23 protein-coding genes are annotated in these 21832 nt (G+C 61.1%); 7 read left to right on the top strand and 16 right to left on the bottom strand.

Annotation, left to right across the window (positions count from 1 at the left end; all coding sequences use genetic code 11):
• Positions 1 to 31 precede the first annotated feature (31 nt).
• The gene (locus tag Q1A51_RS18135; protein ID WP_299604480.1) at positions 32 to 844 is read left to right on the top strand and encodes a protein-disulfide reductase DsbD domain-containing protein; all 813 of its coding nucleotides are present in this window, start codon (positions 32 to 34) and stop codon (positions 842 to 844) included.
• Here Q1A51_RS18135 and Q1A51_RS18140 read toward each other — a convergent pair.
• From Q1A51_RS18140 to Q1A51_RS18160, 5 genes are all read right to left on the bottom strand, one after another.
• Positions 841 to 4455 (bottom strand): efflux RND transporter permease subunit, encoded by a 3615-nt coding sequence (locus Q1A51_RS18140; RefSeq protein ID WP_299604483.1) that lies wholly within the window; start codon positions 4453 to 4455, stop codon positions 841 to 843. The two genes, Q1A51_RS18135 and Q1A51_RS18140, sit on opposite strands and share 4 nt — an antisense overlap.
• Positions 4456 to 5913, bottom strand: a complete 1458-nt coding sequence (locus tag Q1A51_RS18145; protein WP_299604486.1) for an HlyD family efflux transporter periplasmic adaptor subunit — start codon at positions 5911 to 5913, stop codon at positions 4456 to 4458.
• Between the two features lie 94 nt (positions 5914 to 6007).
• Positions 6008 to 6550: a molybdenum cofactor biosynthesis protein B gene (gene moaB, locus Q1A51_RS18150; RefSeq protein ID WP_299604489.1), complete on the bottom strand. Its 543-nt coding sequence runs from the start codon at positions 6548 to 6550 to the stop codon at positions 6008 to 6010.
• The gene (locus Q1A51_RS18155; protein ID WP_299204864.1) at positions 6547 to 7167 is read right to left on the bottom strand and encodes a LysE family translocator; all 621 of its coding nucleotides are present in this window, start codon (positions 7165 to 7167) and stop codon (positions 6547 to 6549) included. The genes moaB and Q1A51_RS18155 overlap by 4 nt, the downstream gene beginning before the upstream one ends.
• Complete coding sequence (locus Q1A51_RS18160) at positions 7164 to 7937, bottom strand: uracil-DNA glycosylase (protein ID WP_299604492.1); 774 nt, start codon at positions 7935 to 7937, stop codon at positions 7164 to 7166. The genes Q1A51_RS18155 and Q1A51_RS18160 overlap by 4 nt, the downstream gene beginning before the upstream one ends.
• 129 nt (positions 7938 to 8066) lie before the next feature.
• On the opposite strand from Q1A51_RS18160, the gene Q1A51_RS18165 reads away from it, so the two are divergent.
• Positions 8067 to 9011, top strand: coding sequence for an aspartate carbamoyltransferase catalytic subunit (locus Q1A51_RS18165; RefSeq protein WP_299604857.1), 945 nt, complete (start codon positions 8067 to 8069; stop codon positions 9009 to 9011).
• Complete coding sequence (locus Q1A51_RS18170) at positions 9008 to 9550, top strand: hypothetical protein (protein ID WP_299604495.1); 543 nt, start codon at positions 9008 to 9010, stop codon at positions 9548 to 9550. The genes Q1A51_RS18165 and Q1A51_RS18170 overlap by 4 nt, the downstream gene beginning before the upstream one ends.
• A 36-nt stretch (positions 9551 to 9586) precedes the next feature.
• Here Q1A51_RS18170 and Q1A51_RS18175 read toward each other — a convergent pair whose 3' ends face one another.
• The 5 genes from Q1A51_RS18175 to Q1A51_RS18195 all read right to left on the bottom strand — a co-directional run bounded on the left by Q1A51_RS18175 (position 9587) and on the right by Q1A51_RS18195 (position 12457).
• Complete coding sequence (locus Q1A51_RS18175; RefSeq protein WP_299604498.1) at positions 9587 to 10321, bottom strand: class I SAM-dependent methyltransferase; 735 nt, start codon at positions 10319 to 10321, stop codon at positions 9587 to 9589.
• 183 nt (positions 10322 to 10504) lie between these two features.
• Positions 10505 to 10990, bottom strand: coding sequence for a periplasmic heavy metal sensor (locus Q1A51_RS18180; RefSeq protein ID WP_299604501.1), 486 nt, complete (start codon positions 10988 to 10990; stop codon positions 10505 to 10507).
• Between the two features lie 2 nt (positions 10991 to 10992).
• Entirely contained in the window at positions 10993 to 11361 is a 369-nt protein-coding gene (locus tag Q1A51_RS18185; RefSeq protein ID WP_299604504.1) for a hypothetical protein, read from the bottom strand.
• A gap of 5 nt (positions 11362 to 11366) precedes the next feature.
• Positions 11367 to 11954: an RNA polymerase sigma factor gene (locus tag Q1A51_RS18190; protein WP_299604507.1), complete on the bottom strand. Its 588-nt coding sequence runs from the start codon at positions 11952 to 11954 to the stop codon at positions 11367 to 11369.
• 56 nt (positions 11955 to 12010) lie between these two features.
• Positions 12011 to 12457: an EF-hand domain-containing protein gene (locus Q1A51_RS18195; RefSeq protein ID WP_299604510.1), complete on the bottom strand. Its 447-nt coding sequence runs from the start codon at positions 12455 to 12457 to the stop codon at positions 12011 to 12013.
• A 217-nt stretch (positions 12458 to 12674) separates the two neighbouring features.
• On the opposite strand from Q1A51_RS18195, the gene Q1A51_RS18200 reads away from it, so the two are divergent.
• Positions 12675 to 13073, top strand: a complete 399-nt coding sequence (locus Q1A51_RS18200) for a DUF983 domain-containing protein (RefSeq protein WP_299604514.1) — start codon at positions 12675 to 12677, stop codon at positions 13071 to 13073.
• A 39-nt stretch (positions 13074 to 13112) separates the two neighbouring features.
• On the top strand, positions 13113 to 13808 hold the full coding sequence (locus Q1A51_RS18205) for an NUDIX hydrolase (RefSeq protein ID WP_299604517.1): 696 nt from the start codon (positions 13113 to 13115) through the stop codon (positions 13806 to 13808).
• Here the strand turns inward: Q1A51_RS18205 and Q1A51_RS18210 are convergent.
• Together Q1A51_RS18210 and Q1A51_RS18215 are read right to left on the bottom strand one after the other, a co-directional pair.
• Entirely contained in the window at positions 13805 to 14707 is a 903-nt protein-coding gene (locus Q1A51_RS18210; protein ID WP_299204838.1) for an EamA family transporter, read from the bottom strand. The genes Q1A51_RS18205 and Q1A51_RS18210 overlap by 4 nt on opposite strands.
• 16 nt (positions 14708 to 14723) lie before the next feature.
• Positions 14724 to 15617 (bottom strand): fatty acid desaturase, encoded by an 894-nt coding sequence (locus Q1A51_RS18215; RefSeq protein ID WP_299604520.1) that lies wholly within the window; start codon positions 15615 to 15617, stop codon positions 14724 to 14726.
• A 132-nt stretch (positions 15618 to 15749) separates the two neighbouring features.
• Between Q1A51_RS18215 and Q1A51_RS18220 the strand changes: the two genes are divergently transcribed.
• Entirely contained in the window at positions 15750 to 16610 is an 861-nt protein-coding gene (locus Q1A51_RS18220; protein ID WP_299604522.1) for a helix-turn-helix transcriptional regulator, read from the top strand.
• A 71-nt stretch (positions 16611 to 16681) separates the two neighbouring features.
• On the opposite strand, the gene Q1A51_RS18225 is transcribed toward Q1A51_RS18220, so the two are convergent.
• The 3 genes from Q1A51_RS18225 to Q1A51_RS18235 form a co-directional block, all read right to left on the bottom strand.
• Positions 16682 to 18169: a carnitine 3-dehydrogenase gene (locus Q1A51_RS18225; RefSeq protein WP_299604524.1), complete on the bottom strand. Its 1488-nt coding sequence runs from the start codon at positions 18167 to 18169 to the stop codon at positions 16682 to 16684.
• Complete coding sequence (locus Q1A51_RS18230; RefSeq protein ID WP_299604526.1) at positions 18151 to 18546, bottom strand: lipocalin family protein; 396 nt, start codon at positions 18544 to 18546, stop codon at positions 18151 to 18153. Before Q1A51_RS18230 ends, Q1A51_RS18225 begins: the two co-directional genes overlap by 19 nt.
• Positions 18547 to 18701: 155 nt before the next feature.
• On the bottom strand, positions 18702 to 19616 hold the full coding sequence (locus tag Q1A51_RS18235; RefSeq protein WP_299604528.1) for a 3-keto-5-aminohexanoate cleavage protein: 915 nt from the start codon (positions 19614 to 19616) through the stop codon (positions 18702 to 18704).
• 70 nt (positions 19617 to 19686) lie between these two features.
• Between Q1A51_RS18235 and Q1A51_RS18240 the strand changes: the two genes are divergently transcribed.
• Positions 19687 to 20628: a helix-turn-helix domain-containing protein gene (locus Q1A51_RS18240; protein ID WP_299604530.1), complete on the top strand. Its 942-nt coding sequence runs from the start codon at positions 19687 to 19689 to the stop codon at positions 20626 to 20628.
• Positions 20629 to 20701: 73 nt separating this feature from the next.
• Here the strand turns inward: Q1A51_RS18240 and Q1A51_RS18245 are convergent, their stop codons facing one another.
• Entirely contained in the window at positions 20702 to 21745 is a 1044-nt protein-coding gene (locus tag Q1A51_RS18245; protein WP_299604532.1) for an aldo/keto reductase, read from the bottom strand.
• Positions 21746 to 21832 lie beyond the last annotated feature (87 nt).

Genomic DNA, 21832 nt, shown 5'->3' on the forward strand with positions numbered 1-21832 from the left:
CTTTGATCGTCCGGCGTTGCATCTAGAAACCATGAAACAGAGCTCCCTGCCCCTTGCCGCCTTGCTGGCTGCCGTGACCGCTGTGCCGACCCTGGCCCAGGGTCGGTATGACAATATCGTTCAAACCGAAGTGCTGCAGGGTTGGGATTTGCCCGATGGCCGTCGTTTGGCAGCGGTGCGCCTGGTTCTGGCACCAGGTTGGAAAACCTATTGGCGGGCGCCGGGCGATGCCGGCATTCCGCCGCATTTCGACTGGTCACGTGCCCGCAACATCAGTGCCGTTGGTCTGAACTGGCCAACCCCGGATGTACATGTCCAGAACGGGATGCAGTCCATCGGCTATACCGAGCAGGTGGTGATCCCCATGCACATCACCCCCACGAAGCCGGGCAAGCCCATACGCTTGCGCACCAAGCTGTCCATGGGCGTCTGTTCCGATGTCTGCATTCCCCATGAGGTATCGATTGATGCCCTGCTGGACAGCCCGGACCTGAGCCCGACACCAGCCATTGTGGCGGCGTTGGCTGACATGCCCTATTCCGCGGATGAGGCCGACGTGCAATCCGTCACCTGCCGGCTGCGTCCGACCAACCATGGGATGCAGATCGAAGCCCGTATCGACCTGCCGCACACCGGCGGAACCGAGGTCGCAGTGATCGAATCCGGTGTGCCAGATGTATGGGTGAGCGAGGCCGCGACAACCCGCAGCGGCAACACCGTCGTCGCAGTAAGCGAGATGATACATACCGAGGGCGGCGCTTTTGCCATTGATCGGTCAAACGTGCGCATCACCATTCTGGGCGGAAGCTATGCCGTGGATGTACGCGGCTGCACGGCCGGCTAGACCGCGCGGCGGCGCATGATCTGGAAGGTCAGCGCCGCCAGCACATAGGCCACAAGCCCCAAAACCATCACCCCAGCCGCAAACAGGGCAAATGCCATTGGCACTGCGTCGTTCTCTGCCAGTTGCGGCAACATATGTGTCAAGTAAGGCGGCAATGCGCCGGTGACGACAGCATAACCCATCGTCGTACCGAACCACCCCAATACCGCCGCCCAAAGCACCATGAAACCCCAGCGGACCGACGCGGCTGGTGATCCCAGCCCACGCCGCATCGCTTGAATCTGTCGTGCCACGTCGTGTTGCACGGCAACCAGCGCCGGCACCACGAGCAGCACCAGCACCATGCCAAAACCAAGGCCGTAGACCAGCGTGACTACTGTCGGCTTCAGGAACTGCGCCTGTTGCGATGTCTCATAAAGCAACGGCGTCATCCCCAGCACCGTTGTCAGCGTTGTCAGCATGACCGGGCGCAACCGGTCTGCCGCGCCGTCGATGATCGACGGAAACAGGCCGCGATCCTTGGCATAGTCGTCAATGGTTGTGACCAGCACGATGCTGTCATTGATGATGATGCCCGTCATCCCAAGCAGCCCCACCACCGTGAACATGCTTAGTGGTATGTCCCACACGCTGTGGCCATAGATCGTGCCAACGAGGCCAAAGGGAATGATTGCCATCACGACAACTGGTCGCGTCCAGCTTGCAAACACCCAGGCCAAAACAAGATAGATACCGGTCAGGCACAGGATCAGGCCCGTCAGGCTGTCATTTAGAAATTCGTCTTCCTGTTCGCTCAGCCCTGCCTTGCGGAAATCCACCTGACGTTCGGCGGCGATGTTGGGCAGAATCTCTTCCTCAAGGGCACGGTTGATCTCGGTCGCGCGGGCGGGGTCATCTTCGGAAATGTCGCCCGTGACGGAAATGAGCCGAACACCGTTCTCGCGCCGGACGGTCGAGAAGCCGGTGCGGCGTTCGACACTGACAATGTCCGCCAGTGGGACGTATCCGCCATCGGGCGTGCGCATCTGGGTGCGGTCCAGGAAATCGGCGGTCAGCTCGTTCTCTGGCAGCTCTACGCGGATCTCGGCGCTGCGGGGGCCATCGGGAAAGGTTGCCGCTTCGATCCCGTTCAGCCGGTCGCGCAGGGCGCTGCCGAGCGTATCGATGGTAAAGCCAAGGGCCTGCCCCTGTGCCGTGAGGTCGAGGATCAGTTCTTCCTTGTCATAGGCGAGGTTGTCTTCGACCGCACTTACCTCGGGATATTGCAACAAGGCGCGTTTGAGGTCTTCGGACGCCGCTTTGAGCGTGTCGGTGTCGTTGCCGAAGAACTGCACATCCAGCGCGTCACCGCCGGGTCCCGATCTCCAGCCGCGGAAACTGACGGTTTCGGCTAGGGGGTGATGCACAACGGCATCCTGCAAATCGGCCACGAATGCGAAGGAGGTATAGGGGCGCAGGTCGGCGTCGATCAATTCGATCGAGATGCCGCCAAGCAGATCGGTGTCTTTGGATTCCGTTCCGGACAGACCGCGGCCCGCATTGCCGCCGATCTCTGCGATCACATAGTCGATGGGGTTGCGGCCATAGCGTTCTTCATATTCTGCGCCCAGCGCTTCGGTTGCGCGCTGCATTTCCTGCATCATGGCCAAGGTGTCGTCGCGGGTGGCACTTTCGAGCATGGCGAAGTTGCCCGTAACGGACCCGCGTTCGGGTGCGTTGAAAAACCGCCATTGCACGTCGCCCTGGATGAACAGTGCCACCTGGCTGGCCAGCACCACGCAGACACCCGCCAGCACCACATAGCGCGCGGCAATCACACCGGCCATCATGGGGCGGAACAGCTTTTCACGCATCCACTCAAAACCGTGGTTGACGATGACCGACGGCGTGTCGAGCCCCTTCGCCCCCATGCCCGCGACCCAATCCACCTTGAGGCGACGAGGGGACAGCAGGAAGACGGCAGCCAAAACGGTGGGACCTGCCAGCAGGTAGGGCCAGACATCCCAAGCAGTTGCGATGCTGCCGGACCAGATCACATATCCCACAGCACCGGAGATCACGGCAGACAGCACAGCGACACTCAGCACCGCCACGCCAAGTTTGATCCGGCTAAAGCGCGGTTTGTCCGATGCGGCCAGCGCATGCCCCATGTGATGCGGCAGGATCAGGAAACATTCAACAAGCGAGGCCAGCAACACGGCAATCACAGTCAGGGGAATGTCGCGGATCAGATCGCCAAAGCGTCCGCCGACGGCGACCAATCCAAAAAAGGCGATAACGGTCGTCAGCGTTGCTGCAAAGACCGGCATTGCCATACGGCGAGCCGCGTTTTCAGCTGCAGCCATGGGCGCTTCACCAAGCGCCCTGTGGCGATGATCGGCATGCTCACCCACCACGATGGCGTCATCGACGACAATCCCCAGGGTGATGATCAACCCAAAGAGTGACACCATGTTGAGTGTCAGGCCACCAAGGAACATCAAGGCGATGGCTGCAAACAGGGCCGCCGGAATGCCTGCCGCCACCCAGAAGGCAGTGTGCGCATTCAGAAACAGGAACAACAGGCAGATCACGAGGCCGAGGCCCACAATGGCGTTGTCGACGAGGATATTGAGACGGGCTGAGATGGCTTCGGCGCGGGTGCGGATCAAGTCAACGGTCACCGAAGGGGGCAGCGTGGACTGCAATTCAGCCGCCACCTTTTCCACCTGCGCCTGCATGCCAATGGCATCGCCATTGTTGGTTCGGTCCACACGGATCGACACGGCGGGGTTGGTCCCCACGAAATAGCTGCGGTTGCGCGCCGCACCCAACTGCGTGACGGTTGCAACGTCACGCACACGCAGCTTGGATCCATCCGGGTTGGACCGCAGCACGATGCCTGCGATCTCTTCCGGTGTGCGTTTTTGCGTGCCGGTGCGCACGCGGGCATTGGCGCCTGACACGTCGCCGGCCGGGTCAGTATCAACCTCTGCGTTGATCGCCTGGGCGATCTCGGACATCGTGACTTCGTTCGCGATCAGAGACAGCGACGGCACTTCGACCAGAACTTGGGGCGCGGCAACGCCGCGGATCGTGGTGCGCGTGATCCCTTCGGCAAAGAGGCGCACAATGAATTCATCGGCAAACAGCCCGAGCTGCTGAGGGTTCACTGGCCCGGTAATCACCACATCGGTCACACGGTCCCGCCACGCGCCGCGGCGCACCGTGGGTTCATCTGCCTCATCCGGCAAGGTTGTGACGCCATCGACCGCCGTTTGCACATCGTCCGCGGCACGGCCCATATCCCAATTCGGTTCGAACTCAAGCGTTACGGTGGCTGACCCTTCGCGCGACCGGGACTCTGTGCTTTCAACACCTTCAACTGCCAGCAGTACAGGCTCGAGAACCTGAACGATGCCTGCATCGACATCTTCGGCCCCAGCCCCGTCCCAAGCCACGCTGACCGTGACATTGTCGATGATCACATCGGGAAGGAACTGGGCCCGCATGTTGGGCATGGAAGCCACACCGGCCACGAGCATCATCAGAAGCAGCAGATTGGCAACGGTGCGGTGGCGAACAAAGTAGCTGAGGATCCCCCCCGCCGCCTTGGGGATGCCGCGCACCATCTACCCGCCCATCCGGCTTTCGAGCCGCGCAACCATCTGTGCAGGCACACGCGCTTCACTCAGGCTGGCCAACGCACGCTCCTTGGCTGCTGCCGGCATGCGTTCGTTCGCCTCTACAAATGCAACAAGCCGGGCGCGGCGTTCATCAGTCAGCTCAAGCATCTCGGGCTCAACCTGCGCCTCGGCCTGATCAGCACGTAAGGGCCGCACCGAGATTCCGGACCCCAGCAAGGGCGAGCGGGCTTCGACCACGTCACGACCCACAATGTCAGGGCTGCGCACCAGCACATCGTCGCCCTGACGGCGCAAAAGCTCGACTTCAACGGATTCAAGCCGGTTGTCTTCACCCAGTACCAAAACTGTGTTCGCCGCATCAATGGCAGAGGCCGGTAGGCGCACCACCTCATCCAGCGGCGGTTCAGACACCACAACAGTCACAAAGTCACCGGGCTTGAATCCCACCGCACTGTCGAGGCGAGCAAAGATCAGGCGCCCGGTCTGCATGTCACCACCACCTGCGCTGGCGCGGCTGACGGTTCCGGTGGCTGTCAGATCAATACCAACGACATTCAGTGTCGCCGTCATCGGTGCAGACATCACGCTGCCATTGTCCCCAAGCAGTCGAATATATTGCGCGGTTGAGAGGCGAAACGCCACCTCCAGCGCGTTTGGATCAATCAGCGCCGCAAGCTTTTCATTGCTTGACACAAGGCGGCCCGCAACAAGATCGGTTTCGTTCAGCGTGCCATCAAACGGGGCCATAACGGTTGTATCGTCCACCGTGCGCTGTGCTTCGTCCAATGCGATGCGGGCGCGGGCAAGGCGTGTACGACCCTGGTCGATCCGTGCCTCGGTCGAGGTGACAACCTGCCTGCGGGCCAGCACCGCCTGACGGGCGGATGATGCGGCCAGCTCGGCCTCTTCCACAGCCGCTGCGGTGCCCACGCCGCGTTCGGCAAGATCAACCTGCCGTTGGAAGGCCCGTTGCCGCAGGTTGGCCTGATCTTGCGCTGCCCGCTCTTCGTCCCGCGCCAGGACAAGGGCCCGGTCGGCATCACGCAATTCGGCTTCGGCATCCATCAGATCCGCATCGGCACGTGCCAATGCCGCCTCGGCATTCGCAGGGTCGATGCGCACAAGGATCTGGCCCTGCTCGACCTCCCCGCCGTCTTCGAACACGTCTGCCAGTTCGATCACCCGGCCCGAAGCAGCGGCGCGCAATTCCAGCGTGCGGCGGCTTTGAACCTCTCCGAACGCCTCAAGCACCGGGGTTTCGGTACCAGCCTCAGCCCGCACGACCCCAACGGCAAAAACCCGTTCGCGGGCCGGTGGCGTGTTTGCCTCACGCGCCAACCGTTCCTGCACAGCACCACTTACGATGGACCCTGCATAGGCGAGCAAACCAAGGGTAAGTGCCGCAAGCACAAGTCCGATCAGGCTTTGCCTTAAAAATCTCATTCTTTCACGCCATTAACCGCCCCGATGGGATCATATCACAATTTAGTGGCGCCCGGGAAATGTCCAAGCAACAAAGCTGTTACGTAAGCGACGGCTATTTCCGTCGCTGATGTTCGTCGAGGCGCGGCAGTATTTCGACAAAGTTGCAGGGGCGGTGCCGATAGTCGAGCTGCCGACCCAGGATTTCGTCCCATGCATCCTTGCACGCCCCCGGGCTGCCGGGCAGTGCAAACAGGTAAGTTCCATTGCAGACGCCGCCCGTTGCGCGGCTTTGCACAGCGGATGTCCCGATCTTTTGCATCGACACGATGGTAAACACGGTGCCAAAGGCGTCGATCTCTTTTTCGTAGACATCCCTGTGTGCTTCGACAGTCACATCGCGGCCGGTCAGGCCCGTGCCACCGGTCGACAATACAACGTCAATCTCAGGGTCATCGCACCATGTGCGGAGCTGACCCGCGATCTGCGCGCGCTCATCAGGCAGTATCTTGCGGTCAGCCAGCGTATGACCGGCATCGGTCAGTCGCCCCACCAGCACGTCGCCCGAACGGTCTTCGTCCAGGCTGCGCGTGTCGCTGACCGTCAGCACGGCGATGCGGATCGGAATAAAGTCGATGTCGTCGTCAATACGGCTCATGGGCGGGCTCCAGCAAGGGCGACGCGGGCGGCCAGGGCGCCGAAGACACCGGCAGTGATCCACCGCAGCACACGTTCGATGATGGGATTGCGCGCGAGCGCACGGCCAAGCCCACCGGCAGTAAGCCCGACGCCAGATTTCACGGCAAAGCCCAGAACGGCAATCGTCCCGCCATAGATCAGAAACTGCGGTAGGATGGCACGCGCCGGATCCACGAATTGCGGAATGAAGGCAAGGATGAAGAGGATCACTGACGGGTTCGACAGGTTCACCACCAGCCCGTCCCGAAACGCCCGCGAAGGGCGCACGGGCCGGGTGTTTTCACCGACAAGCGGCGACATCAGCGTCTTGATCGCAAGATAGAGCAGGTAGGCGACCCCAACCCAGCGCACCACGCCAAAGACCCAAGGGGCTGCAGCCACCAGCGCGCCAAGGCCCAGGCCAGCAAGACCCGCATTGATGAAAGCCCCCGACGCGATCCCGGCAGAGGCCGCAACCGCTGGCCCCTTACCGCCCCGCAATCCCTGCGCCATGGCAAACAGCATGTCCGGCCCGGGTGTTAGAACCAGCGCAAAGGCCGCAGGCAGAAAGGTCAGATAAATGATGGGGTCGATCATTTGGTGTCTCTCAAATGCGCTTGCAGGCTGAGCAGATCGGCCCAGGCCTCACGCTTGGCCGCCGGGTTACGCAACAGGTAGGCCGGGTGGAACATGGGCAGCGCAGGCTTGCCGCGCGCCTCGGTCCAATTGCCCCGCAGGCGGGTGATGCCGCGTTTGCCCAGAAGCGCCTGACAGGAATGGTTGCCCACGACAACCAACACGTCAGGGTTCGCCAATTCAATGTGCCGGTGCAGGAAGGGCTGCATCATTGCCACCTCTTCCGGCTTTGGATCGCGGTTCTGCGGCGGCCGCCAGGGCAAGACATTGGTGATGTAGACACTCTCGCCCCGGCTGAGATTGATCGCGGCGAGCATTTTATCAAGCAACTGACCCGCCCGCCCCACAAAAGGTTTGCCCTGAATATCCTCATCGCGGCCCGGCGCCTCACCCACGATCATCACGCGGGCGCCAGCGACACCATCCGAAAACACAAGGTTGCGGGCGCCACGCTTCAGTTCGCAGTGATCATAGGCGGCAAGCGCCGCGCGTAGACCATCCAGATCCGTCGCCGCTGATGCAACCTGCTGCGCGACCACAACCGGGTCGACCGTGTTTTGCGGGATCTGCACCGCAGGCGTTTGTGCGGCAGCCGGGACCTTTGCCACCTTCGGCACTGTTGCAGGCACGTCATAGCGGTTGACCGGCGCATCGGCGATGCACTCGTCCGCGCCCAGCTCAATCTGCCACGCCAGCGCCGCGAGGGCACCATGATATTCCGCCGATTCCATGGCGCGATCCTACGCGCGCCGCACACGAACCGGAATGCCTATTCCGTGTTCCACAAATATGCCAACCCAACCGCTTGCCGCGCCGCGTGGCGGGCGCATATAAGCGCGGGAACACGCCAAGGGATCGCCATGACCTTCACCCACCGCCACCTTCTGGGGATCGAACACCTACGCCCCGAAGAAATCGTCACCCTTCTGGATCTTGCCGAAGAATATGTGGACCTTAACCGCGCCGCCAAAAAGCACAGCGATGCGCTGGCGGGTCTGACCCAGATCAACATGTTCTTCGAAAACTCCACCCGCACGCAGGCCAGTTTCGAACTGGCGGGCAAACGGCTGGGTGCGGACGTGATGAACATGGCAATGCAGGCCTCGTCCATCTCGAAGGGCGAAACACTGATCGACACGGCGATGACACTGAACGCAATGCACCCCGACCTGCTGGTGGTGCGGCATCCGCATTCAGGTGCTGTGGACCTTTTGGCGCAAAAGGTGAATTGCGCGGTTTTGAACGCGGGCGATGGGCGTCACGAACACCCGACTCAGGCGCTGCTGGACGCACTGACAATCCGCCGGGCCAAGGGACGGCTGCACCGGTTGAACATCGCGATCTGCGGCGACATCGCCCACAGCCGCGTCGCCCGGTCGAACATCATCCTGCTGGGCAAGATGGAGAATCGCATTCGCCTGATCGGCCCACCCACGCTGATGCCCGCAGGCATCGCCGAGTTCGGTGTCGAGGTCTATGACGACATGGCCGAAGGGCTGAAAGATGTCGATGTGGTGATGATGCTCCGCTTGCAGAAAGAACGCATGGACGGCGGATTTATCCCCAGCGAGCGCGAGTATTACCACCGTTTTGGCCTGGATGCGGACAAGTTATCCCATGCCAAACCCGACGCCATCGTCATGCACCCCGGCCCTATGAACCGCGGGGTCGAGATTGACGGAACATTGGCCGACGACATCAACCGTTCAGTCATTCAGGATCAGGTCGAAATGGGTGTCGCCGTGCGCATGGCCGCCATGGACCTTCTGGCCCGCAATTTGCGCACCGTGCAGGGCGTCGCATGAACGCAGATTTCCGCGTTCCGCCCAATGAACGCGGGGTCATCCGCGTCTTTGCCCTGTCGATGACAGACGTGGAGGCGGGCGCACTCAAGGACGATCCAGAAGCGATTGATGCCGCACTTGGGGCATCGGTTGACGCCCAGCATGTCGAAGTCTTCCCCATCTCGGACCTCGAAGGGGTTGGCCTTGTTGGCTATCTGGTTGAGGGCAACGCAGTACCGACAGAGCAACTGTCGCCGGACAAAGCCAAGCTGGAAAAGCTGGGTGGCTGGGTAATGATTGTCTTTTCGCTGGCATTCGGGGATCGCGAAACGGTGTTGGAGCCGGCCCCGACGCTAACGCTGATTGGCACATATGGCGAGGTCCGCACCGACTGGCGTGCGACTGAAACGGTCGAGGCGGACAGTGCCAAACCCTACTCGGCCCCGCCCGAGACCGTGAAGAAAAAGCCATCCGACGCCGCCATGTCCGGCCGGATCGCCATGATCGCCTTGCTTGTTCTGGGCCTTCTGACCTGGCTGATGATCCGGATCGGCGGATAGCTTACGCACTGCGGCAGCGCTACCGGGATTTGGCAATCACCCTTCGGGCTTTCTCCAAACTGAGATATGGCTTTCGCTTAGATGCGTGAAGGGCGTCTTATCCCAATCGGCCCACCGATGCTCCAGCTCCAAACCCGCCAATTGCGCCATAAGGTCCAACTCGGACGGCCAGACATAGCGAAACGGGATCGACAAATGTTGATGCTGATCGCCTTTCATCCAGACATGATTGGATGTGTAGCGCTGCGTGGCCAGATCGTAGTCATCCACACCGAAATGATCACTGTTGCAGGCAAAGGCCATCTTAGTCTCACCAAATGGAATACGCTGCAGGGGCGGCACGCGGGTTTCAATCAGGAACCGCCCGCCTTTGACCAAATGCCGTGCGGCGTTCTTGAAACACGCGATCTGCGCCTGTTGTGTGACAAGATTGTCGATCGTGTTGAACACGAGGAAGACAAGCGAGAAATGCCCGGGCACCTGGGCGGAGGTCATATCACCAATTACCACGTCCATCGGCGGGCCGGTTTCTTTTTTGCGAAGCTCGGCCACCATGGCCTTCGACAGCTCGATGCCCTTCACGTCGTGGCCCGATGCCAGCAAGGGCAAAGCGATGCGCCCCGTTCCGACGGCGAATTCAAGCACGCTGCCCGACCCCGCCAGCCCCTTGAGGCACTCAACCGTCCGATCAATCAACGTTGGATCGTAACCGCCATGATCACGGTCATAGCTTTCCGCTACGGTGTCACCAAAGTAGCCATCTTCGTCCATCCTGATCCCTTACCCGACAATCGGCGCGCGCCGTCCCTGTTCGTTACATGTTAGCAGGTCGATGCGCACAACGCAGGGCGTCTTGCATATCAATGCTTTGAGAGTGTCATCAAACATCCTGCCGCGCAGGATCGGGAAATATCCGTTCCCAAAACATCAGGTTCAACAGTCGTGCGACAGCCTTCAGTCTTTCTTTCGCGGTTTGCGAGGGCCCCCTTTTGCAACCACCTCCTCAACACGCTCGGCATAAGCGCGGCGTTCCTCGTCGGACATGGCAGCGACCCTGTCCAACCATTCATCCTGTGCAACACTCTGAACTTGTTCAACGCCACGCGCCTGCCGTTCAAGAATGGCTGTAACGGCCGCCCGGTCAAACGTGTCTGCCTTGAGCAAGGCCACCATCTCGCCATAGACTGCACGGCGTACGCCACGACCAGGCAGGTCCCGGTTGCCCCGTACAACACCGAACACAGCGCGCCGGTCTTCTTGTGGAAGTGCAAGTACATAAGGCATCGCATAGCCCATGCCCGGCCCTTTGCCGCCCAACGGTCCCCCACTAAGGGCAATACCCCCGACAAGGCCCGCAATGCCCAGGTTGATTGCCAGGGACAGGCCCAGCAGGATCTTCACCCAGACCGGGCAGCGGCGCTCAATTTGTGTGTCTGCCATGCTCAGCCCTCCTCCAATGCCCAACCAAAGGCATCAAGGCCCAGGTCGGTGTCGTAATAGGCATCATCATATCCAAGGGTCCAAAATGCATCGACACCCGTATCGCCAACCGCGCCAAGGCCAATGACAAAGCCGGTCGCGGTTGCAGCAACCAGCCCGCTTACAGCCCCCCACCCCCCGATGCCGCGCACAATCTGCTGCCACCAGGGGGTCACCGCCACGCGACCGCCGGGGGCTGGCAAATGCAACTCGGCGTCGGCCAGCACCCGGGCCACCAGATCGCCCGAGGGATCGGGCACCGGCAGTGCCGCAAGCTCGTCCAGCATCTGGTCGATCCCGTTGGGATCAGGCTTGTCTGGTGCCACTGTCATATCCATCATCCTTCATATCCAAGGGCGGCCACCCGCCCCTTCAAGGCCGTTGCAAGGGCGCGCTTTGCCCGTGCTGTCAGGCTTTCCACCGCCTCTACGCTGACACCCAACTGCTCCGCAATCTCCGGGTTCGATACCCCTTCGAAATGGCGCAGTGTCAGGGCCAGACGCTGGCGTTCCGGTAAATCTGCAATCGCGACGCGCAGCGCGGTATGACGCGCATTGTCCTGCAACGTTGCCTCCACACCCGGTGCAGGATCTTCCGGCTCGGCCACATCATCCAGTGCAACACCGCCCCGGCGGCGTTTTCGCAACCGATCCGTGCACAGATTCGACACGACCCGGTACAACCAGGTCGACACCTGCGCCTCTCCGGTCCGCCACTCCGGCGCAATGCGCCACAATCGCAACATGGCATCCTGGACCACATCCTCTGCCTCTGACCTGTCGCCTAGCATACGAAAGGCCTGCGCGTGCGCGCGCGGTGCCAGACGAACGGTCAAGGCGCGGGCCGCACCTGCATCTCCGCGCGCATAGCGGGCGAGCAAGGCGGCGTCATCCTCCTCCGGGCGTACGTCAAGCGGCATCGTCATAACTCCGGCAACCTGCCCGGCCCTGCCCCCATGAACAAGGGGCAGGGCCTGCGCCCTTAGTTATTGTCGCGCGGTTTGCGGCCACCCTTGCGCATCTCTGCACGGGCCTGTTCGAACTCTTCCTGCGAAATCCCGCCGCTGTTGTCGGCATCAAGACGTTCAAACATGCGGGCCGGATCGCGGCGGTTGTTCTGCATTTCTTCAGGCGACAGCTTGCCATCCTCGTTGGCGTCCATACGGGACAGGATGCGCTCCGCCCGGGGCTTTGCGCGCTCGCTGGCGCTTGCTTCCAGCTCGGACACCGAAAGGAACCCATCGCCATCTGTGTCAGCCGCGGCAAAGCGTGCCTGGCCGATTGCCTGCATTTCCTGCAAGGTCACTTCGCCACTGCCATCCGCATCCAGAGCGGAAAAGTCAGGGCCACGATCGCGGGCCATGGCCGACAATGTGGTAAGCCCAACCGCCGCTGCGGCGATGGCTCCAATGAATGTGCTGCGTTGCATAAGGTATACTCCGTTTTTTGCCTCAGGTCCGGCCGGTTGATCCCGCCGTCCTATGCAACCTCAAACGGCACGTTCCGCACATTCCGTCGAAAAAAAAAAACAACTGCCGAGTCGTACCTGATGTGAAACGCGACATCGGGACGCAAGGACAGATTGCGGCATTCCGTTTTGTGTGATGCGCCCCCATGTTCCGCAAGCTTCTAGAAAGGCAGATGCCATGCAGACCGAGCAAGCAACGATTGCAAATGAAGTCCAGCGGCCCGTGCGGCCGGCGCTGATGCGTGGCTGGAAACGCAAATGCCCGCGCTGCGGCAACGGAAGGCTGTTGAAGGGTTACCTGAAACTCGCCGACGCCTGCCCGGTGTGCAAGCTTGACTACACCCATGCGCGGGCTGACGACGGGCCTGCGTACCTGACAATTCTGCTGGTCGGACACTTGATGGCGCCCCTCTTGCATATAGTGTTTGTCCATTGGCGACCCGAGCCGCTGGTGCTGTTCACGATTTTTGCAGTTGGCTGCGTGGGCTTGTCCCTCTACCTTTTGCCAAGGCTCAAGGGGGCCATCGTCGGGTTTCAGTGGGCACGGTCGATGGGCGGCTTCGGCCGCGCCGGGTAGCACCTGCACCCTGGCGCCGACATCGGCCAAAGGGGTGACATGACCACAATCGACAAGACCCAAATTCGGAATGCATCAACAGTCATCGTGCTGCGTGACAGGATGACAACGCCCCGTATCCTCATGGGACAGCGCGGCGCCAATGCAGCGTTCATGCCTAACAAATTCGTCTTTCCGGGCGGTGCGGTCGATGCAGGTGACCACTCCATACCGCTCGCGTCGACGCTCTTGTCGCCGAATGACACGCGTCTCGCAGAAGATGGTGAACCGCATCTCGCCCCGGCCCTCGCCGCAGCGGCGATACGCGAACTGTTCGAAGAAACCGGGCAGATCCTCGGACAACAGGGCAACTGGCCGGATGCGCCCCCTGATTGGGCACAGTTCGCATCCGCAGGCTACCGCCCGCACGCAGCCCCGCTGCAATTCGTCTTTCGCGCGCTGACCCCGCCAGGCCGCCCGCGCCGCTTTGACGCTCGGTTTTTTCTGATCGACGCACAGGACATTGCTTCGGACCTCGACGACTTCAGCTCCGCCTCCGATGAACTTTCACATCTGCAATGGATCGCCCTGGACGATGTCCGTGGTTTTGACATGCCGTTCATCACCGAAGTGGTTTTGGCCGAAATCGCGGCTCGCGTGACGGACCCCACTCCACCGGCAAGTGTGCCATACTTCAAGAACAATGATGAAGAGAGCCTGTTCCTTCGCCTGCGCGGCCATCCCACGGCGGACTAGATCGCGAGTACCAGCAACAGGATGGAGCTGAGTAGAACGGCCATGCCAATCCACTCCCGAGACGTAATCGCCTCTCGGAACAGCAGCACACTGACCAGCGCACTCATCACCAGTTCGATCTGCCCGACCGCCTTGACGTAAGCCGCGCTTTGCAGCGTGAAGGCAAAGAACCAGCAAAACGATCCGGCCATCGACATCAGGCCGACCCAGACCGCAACCTTGCGCGCGTTCCAAACTGCCCTGACCTGACCCGGATCACGCCACCGCAACCAAAGAACCATGGCAACCGTTTGCATCGCGGTCACGGCGGCCAGCGTCAAACCTGCACGCGCAATCGGGTCATCCAGCCCGAGGCTGAGCGACGCCCCCCGGTAGCTGACCCCGGACACGGCAAACAGCAGACCTGCCGCCAGTCCCAGCCCGGTCGCCCGGTTTGCCATGTCCCGCCAATCCCAACGCACGGGCTCAGGTGGGGCGGACAGCAACAGCACCCCGACAAGGCCCAGTCCTATGGCTGCAAAACCAAGCCAGCTGACCGCGTCCCCCAACACGATCCAGCCCACCAGGACGGCTTGGATAACCTCTGTTTTCTTGAAGGTGATGCCGACCGCGAAGTTGCGTGCCTTGAACAGGCTGACCGTGGCCACCGTCGCAAGGATTTGCGCCAGCCCCCCAACGGCTGCGAACATCCAGAACTGCGGTCCAAACGTTGGCCACACCCCGTCCGTGCTGCGCATGTACAGCATGATCAGAACGGCAATGAGCGGAGCGGAATAAAGAAACCGGGCCAGCGTCGCGCCCGACGCGCTCAGGGTGCCAAGGGACAGTTGCCGCTGCAACATGAACCGCAGTGTCTGAAACATCGCCGCGGCGACAGAAATGGGGATCCAAAGGGCCATGGCCCTCTATGGCGGCTCAGCGGTCCGAGGACCAGAGCGGATGCGGCACCGGATCTTTTGCACGCAGGAAGTGCCGGACAAACACGTCCCTGTACGAGGCATAGCGATACCCCTCGTTACAGGCCAAATACCGGTCGCGGTTGGCCCGGTAGAGCGCGGGCAACCGGTACCACGGCACGCGCGGGTGCATGTGGTGAACAACATGGAAGTTGTTGTTCAGGAACAAGAACGCGAGCAGGCCGCGATCTTCAACAATCACCGTGCGGCCCCGTGCGCGCTCATGCGCCTGATGCTCAAGAAAGGTCCGGATTTTCAACACGGACACCGCGGCGTAGCAGGCCGTCAAATAGACCCAGATCGGCATGGTGCTCGCCCAAACGATGCACAGAACTGCGAAAACGCCCGGCAGATGCACCAACCACCCACGCAACACCTGCGCATCACCAGCCCGGATCGCCCGCCAGTCCTCTCGCATGAAACTGACCTGCGCCACGATTGGCCCCAGCAGCATACGCCCTGCAAGCGTGTTGTTCAGCGCAAGCAAACCCCGCAAGAGGCGTGGCATCCGCCTCCACATTGCCGGATCAACATAGTTCGTTTCGGGATCATCATACGGATCTGTCAGGTTCGCATCCTGATGGTGGGCCAGATGCGTGTCACGAAAACGCAGGTACGGGATAAACAGCCCCGGATTGACGATCACAAGGGCCTCACTCGCCATCCGGGACGGAAACGGATGACCGTGCAGCACCTCATGGGTCAATGACGCATGCAGAACAAGGGCGAACACCAGCACGCCCCATGCCCACCCCACCGGCAACACCAGGAGGGCCAGACTCCACAGCGCAACACACACCAGCCACAGTCCCAAGGTGATCCACTCGACTTGCATCGGGCGATCAAAAGGCAAGCGTCGGGACGACCGGCGTGAGGGCATTGGCAAAGGCTCCGGGAAGTGATGCCGAACGCTATCGTGATCCCGTACCGCTGCGAATTCCGAATTGAGTTAACAATTTTGCCAATCGTTGATATTTATCACAATATGCCTGAAATTATCGACAAACGCCTTCGAGCATCCCAATTCCGCACCCGCTTGGCCCGCGCCATGCAGGACCAGAACATGTCGCAAAGCGCGCTGGCCCGCCACATCGGCACCGACCGATCCACCATCAGCCAGGCCCTCGGTGATGATGGCGCGCGGCTGCCCGGCGCCCAGGTGGTCGGCGCCTGCGCCCAGGCGCTTGGCGTATCCGCCGACTGGCTGCTTGGCCTCTCCGATCGCCCCGAAAGCGCAGCAGCGTTAACCGCGGCCGCGCTTACGTGGACTGAAGCCCCCCGCGCCCTGATCGACGAACGCATCTTCTCATGGCACCAGGAAGCGGCAGGTTACAAGATCCGGCACGTCCCTGCGGGCCTGCCGGACATGCTCAAGACCCAAGAGATGTTAGAATGGGAATACGGCCCCCACCTCGGGCGCACCACCACGCAAGCCATCAACGCCTCCCGTGATCGGCTGAACTGGATGCGCGCGGCACAATCAGACTACGAAATCGCGCTGCCTCTGTATGAACTGCACAGCTTCGCCGCAGGGACCGGCTACTACGCAGACCTGCCGACAGACACACGACACAGCCAGCTCGACCAGCTGCTCGACCTCAGCACCCAGCTCTACCCAAGGCTGCGCATCTACCTCTTTGACCAGCGCAAGCTCTACTCGGCACCGATCACCATCTTCGGCCCTCTGCTCGCAGTGATCTACACCGGCGGCCACTACATGGCCTTCCGCGACCGTGAGCGGATCGAAACATTGTCCCTGCACTTCGACACGCTGATCAGGCAAGCCGCCATGACGGCCCGCGCCCTGCCCGATCACCTAGAAAGCCTGCGCAGCCTGATCCGCTAGCGCGGCTCCCCCCGGGTCGGCGGGCGGGCGCCTTTGCCAAAGGCAAACAGAGCCGCCCGACGATCACCCTGTCAGGGCCGTTGGCCAACCGCGCGCCCCGCCCCCTCCGGCACAGGCAAATCCGCATGAGCCGCAGCCAGACGCTCCAGCGCCGCAACAATCCCAACCGCAGGTTCGGATGGGCGGCGGGTCTCAAGGCTCACATGCAGCAGGAAATGTTCTCCCGTCGCCAAAAGCCGCTCGTCCTCATACATCTCATGGAACAGATGCAGCTTCTTGCCGGCGCCCGCCAGGATCTGTGTGCGCACCTCGATCACGGTTCCCGCATGCACTTCATCCAGATGGCGAATATGCGTCTCGGCAGTGAAGTAGCTGCCGCCTGTCGCAATGTACTCCGCATCACAGCCAATCATTTCCATGAAACGGTCCGTCGCATCGCCAAAAGCCTGCAGATACCGCGCCTCGTTCATGTGACCGTTATAGTCGGTCCAATCCAACGGCACTGCCCTATGCACGGTCAGGATAGGTGCGGACACATCCTCCAGATCGTCGGCATGCGCCGCCAGAACAGTGCCCTCGCGCAACTGCGCCTCGTGGGCGTTCATCACGGCACCCGCGCCCCAATCATTGGCCTTGAGCGCCCGCATCATACCCACAAGGTTGTCGTCCCGCGCCTTCAACATCTCTGCAATCGTCATATGCCCCGATTGCGCATCTGATTGACCAGCAATCAGATCCACCAACTGATCGGTAAACTCCGGCACATCCATCAACTTGGTCCAGGGCCATTGCAGGGCCGGTCCGAACTGCGCCATGAAATGGCGCATCCCAGCATCGCCGCCCGCAGTGCGATAGGTGTCGAACAGCCCCATCTGCGCCCAGCGAATGCCAAAGCCCATGCGGATCGCCTCATCGATCTCCTCGGTTGTGGCAACACCATCCTTGACCAGCCACAGCGCCTCGCGCCAGACAGCTTCAAGGAACCGGTCTGCGATATGGGCGTCGATCTCTTTGCGCACACGTAACGGGTAATGCCCAAGCGACCGCAAGATACCCTCGGCGTTTTCCACCAGCGTGGGGTCGGTTGCAGGTGAGGGCACCAACTCGATCAGCGGCATCAGGTAGACGGGATTGAACGGGTGACAGACCATAATCTGCTCAGGCCGCGCCGCCCCCTCCTGCAACTCGCTGGGTTTAAAACCACTGGTCGACGAGCCGATGATCGCATCCGCAGGGCACGCCGCTTGCAGATCCGCCAGCACCTTGTGCTTGATGTCCAACCGTTCCGGCACGCTTTCCTGTATCCACGTCACGTCAGCGACGGCCTCGGCCAGATCAGCGTGAAAGGTCAGCCGCCCCTCTGGGGGCAAGGTCACATCCGTGAGGCTCGGCAACGCCCGCCTTGCCTGCGTCAGCACCGGGGCCAGCTTCGCCTCGGCGTCCGGGTCTGGGTCAAACACCCGCACATCCCACCCGTTCAGCAGAAACCGCGCGGCCCAGCCGCCACCAATCACACCGCCGCCGATGATCGCCGCTGTTCTTACTGCACCGTTGCCCATGTTTCTGTCCGATATCCGTTGAAGTCCAAAACCTGTTCTGCCGCGCGGATCTGATCTGCCCGCCGCTTTCCAACGCGCGTCACAACAAAACCGAACCGGCCGTCGGGGTTTCCCAAGGCCGCCGTGTTGTGATCAGGGTCGATCCATACGACCCACAGATCGCGCGTGGTCGTGTCTTCGTAGGTGATTTCTAAAATACCGCGCCCAAGTGGCTTCACCCGTCCGTCGCGCGTTGCCCCCGTCGCGCTCAACTCCTGCCATCGACCGCCGGCAACTTCGAACCCTGCCAGCGCCCACTCCCCAGCGCCCGCCCTTTCGACCTGCCACCGCCCGTCAAACCGCGCCTCTTCGAACCGGCTGATGGCGCCGATTGGCACGGTCGGATTGCGCAGCAATTGAGGATCATCTGAAGGCGCAGGCGCGCACGCAGCCAGCCAGCCTATTGCGCAAAGGTTAATGATCAGGAGCCAAAGCGTCCGATGGGGGTGCACAGGGGGTGCACGCCTGGTGCACGGGGGGTGACACCCTGTCATCACGCTTTCGGCGCCCGCTTTGTCAGTCCCAATTTCTCGCGCACCTCTGCCGGTCCGATGACCCGCGCACCCATGTTTTCAATGATAGTGCCCGCCCGTTCGACCAACTGCCAATTCTGCGCCAGTTCGCCCTTGCCCAGCCACAGATTGTCCTCAAGACCCACGCGCACATTGCCGCCCGCCAGTACCGCCGCCGCGACATAGGCCATCTGGTTCCGCCCAAGCGAGAAAGCGGAAAACGTCCAGTCATCCGGCACGTTGTTGACCATCGCCATGAAGGTATTCAGGTCATCCGGCGCGCCCCAAGGCACGCCCATGCACAGTTGCACCAGCGCGGGCGCGTCCAGAACGCCATCCTTAACCAGTTGTTTTGCATACCATAAATGGCCTGTGTCAAAGGCTTCGATCTCGGGCTTCACGCCCAGTTCCGTCATCATCCGACCCATGGCGGTCAGCATGCCGGGCGTGTTGGTCATCACATAATCGGCCTCGGCAAAGTTCATGGTGCCGCAATCCAGAGTGCAAATCTCCGGCAGGCATTCCGCCACATGCGCCACCCGTTCGGACGCGCCGATCATGTCAGTGCCATCCTCTTTCAAGGGCAGAGGGGCTTCGACATCGCCAAAGATCATGTCGCCACCCATTCCAGCGGTCAGGTTCAGGACAACATCGACATCCGCGTCGCGAATACGGTCCGTAACCTCCCGATAATATTCAATTTTCCGGCTCGGCACCCCTGTCTCCGGATCCCGCACATGGCAATGCACCACAGCCGCTCCGGCCTTGGCTGCGGCGATCGCGCTGTTGGCAATCTCTTCAGGACTGCGCGGTACATGGGGGCTACGATCCTGCGTGCCGCCCGATCCGGTCACGGCACAGGTGATGAAAACCTCACGATTCATGGTCAGCGGCATGTGTCCCTCCTTGCATTCAAGGGCACTCTGCCATTCCTTGTGATCCAAACTTGTCAAAAAGCGAATTGATATGACGAAAACCGCAATACTCGTCCTGCAAAATACAAACACCCTTTCGCTCGCAGCAGCCGTTGACCCCCTACGCGCAGCCAACCGACAGTCCCAGCGCAAACTCTACGATTGGAGCTTTGCAACACCAACCAACGAGGACGTTCAACTGACCAGCGGTCTGACCGTGCCCACCGCACCGCTGCAACGCGTCGTATCCTGCAACCTTCTGATCCTTGTGGCCGGGTTCAACGTGATCCCGCAAGCCACCCCGGCCCTATTGTCGAGCATCCGACGCCTCACCGCACCTGACACCGTCCTCATGACCATTGATGGCGGCGCATGGCTGGCGGCAAAGGCTGGCTTGCTTGACGGACACACCGCCACCACCCATTGGGAGGACCTGGCCGAGTTCTCTGCAAGTTTCCCGGACATCATGCTGCAAAATGCAAGGTTCGTGACATCCGGCAGACGATGGACCAGCAGCGGCGCAGCACCGACCCTCGACATGATGCTGCAGCTGATCGAGGTCCAACACGGAGCATCATTGTCCGCGCGTGTCGCCGCTGGCTTTATCCATACACGCGCCCCATCGTCCACTGACCCGCAGATCCGGCACCCGGACGCGCGTCAACACAGTGCACTGACACACAAGGCTCATGCCATAATGGAAAGCGCGCTGGACACCCCTGTTCCCATCCCAGCCATCGCGAAGCGGCTCGGGCTCAGCACCCGCAGCCTGCAACTCCACTTCCAGCAAGTGCTTGGGATCACGCCGAAAACGCATTACCTTACCCTTCGGTTAGCGGAAGCGCACAGGCTGATCAAGCATACAGAAACACCGCTGCACAGTATCGCTCTCGCCACAGGTTTCGGATCTCAATCCAGCCTTGCCCGGGCACATACAGAAAAATACGGGGAAAGCCCGCGCGCAACACGCGCTGCGCATCGCTTTGACCAGTAGCCTTTGCAAAACCTTTCCAGTCAGGTGAATCTGGGTAGGCTCACCGAGTGTCGAATGCACTAGCGCAGTTGGATCAATAGGGCATCGGATGCGCGCGATGGGCAGTGTCAAGATCGGCCAGCACTTCATCGCTCAGTTGCAAATCAGCCGCACCGATGGCCACGTCCAGTTGGTCCATCGTTGTGGCCCCGAAGATGACAGAGCACATGAAGGGGCGCGTCATACACCACGCCAAGGCCATCTGGCTTGGATCCAGACCATGTTTGCGCGCAACGGCCAGGTAGGCATCGACTGCTTCGAAAGCCCGCTCGGTCTTGCGGCCGCCCAAATCAGCATTCAGGGTCATGCGTGACCCGGTGGGCACGACCCCACCTTGATATTTACCGGTCAAAAGGCCGGTCGCCAAAGGCGAAAACGACAAAAGCCCGACATCTTCGTTTACGCTGAGCTCGGCCATGTCGGTGTCATATAGACGACACATCAGAGAGTACTCGTTCTGGACTGACGCCACACGCGGCCCACCTGTTTGTTCAGCAATAGCAAGCCATGCAGCGGTACCCCAGGCGCTTTCATTCGACAGGCCAAATGCACGAATGGTTCCCCGATCCACCTCGCGCTGCAGCGCGCCCAGACAATCTGCCATGTTCTGACGAACGGCTACGGGGTCTTGCCCGGACGGGTCATACGTCCAGTCTTGGCGGAACATGTAACTGCCACGGTTCGGCCAGTGAAACTGATAAAGATCAATATAATCGGTCCGCAGTCGGCGAAGCGATCCTTCAACGGCCTCAGGAATCGTGGCGCCACTGATATCCGCACCATCCCGGACATGGCGCATACCTGACCCCGAATGTTTCGTGGCCAGGATCATGTCGTCGCGTGCACCACCGCGTTCGAACCACAGGCCGATGATGTCCTCAGTCCGCCCCACGGTTTCAGCGCTTATGGGGTTCACCGGGTACATCTCTGCCGTGTCGACGAAGTCTATTCCTGCAGCAAGCGCACGGTCGATCTGAGCGTGGCCTTCTTCCGGTGTGTTCTGTGTGCCCCAGGTCATTGATCCCAGACATAAGGCTGACACATCGATCCCCGTGCGTCCCAGCTTGCGTCGTTCCATGTCAGGCCCTCCTGTTGCGTCCGGGTGACCCTAGCGGCCAGACCCTTGGGGACAAGCCAAAAATCTGCCCGTTTCGCGCAAATCAGA

The sequence above is a fragment of the uncultured Tateyamaria sp. genome (assembly GCF_947496075.1).
Classification (GTDB): Bacteria; Pseudomonadota; Alphaproteobacteria; order Rhodobacterales; family Rhodobacteraceae; genus Tateyamaria.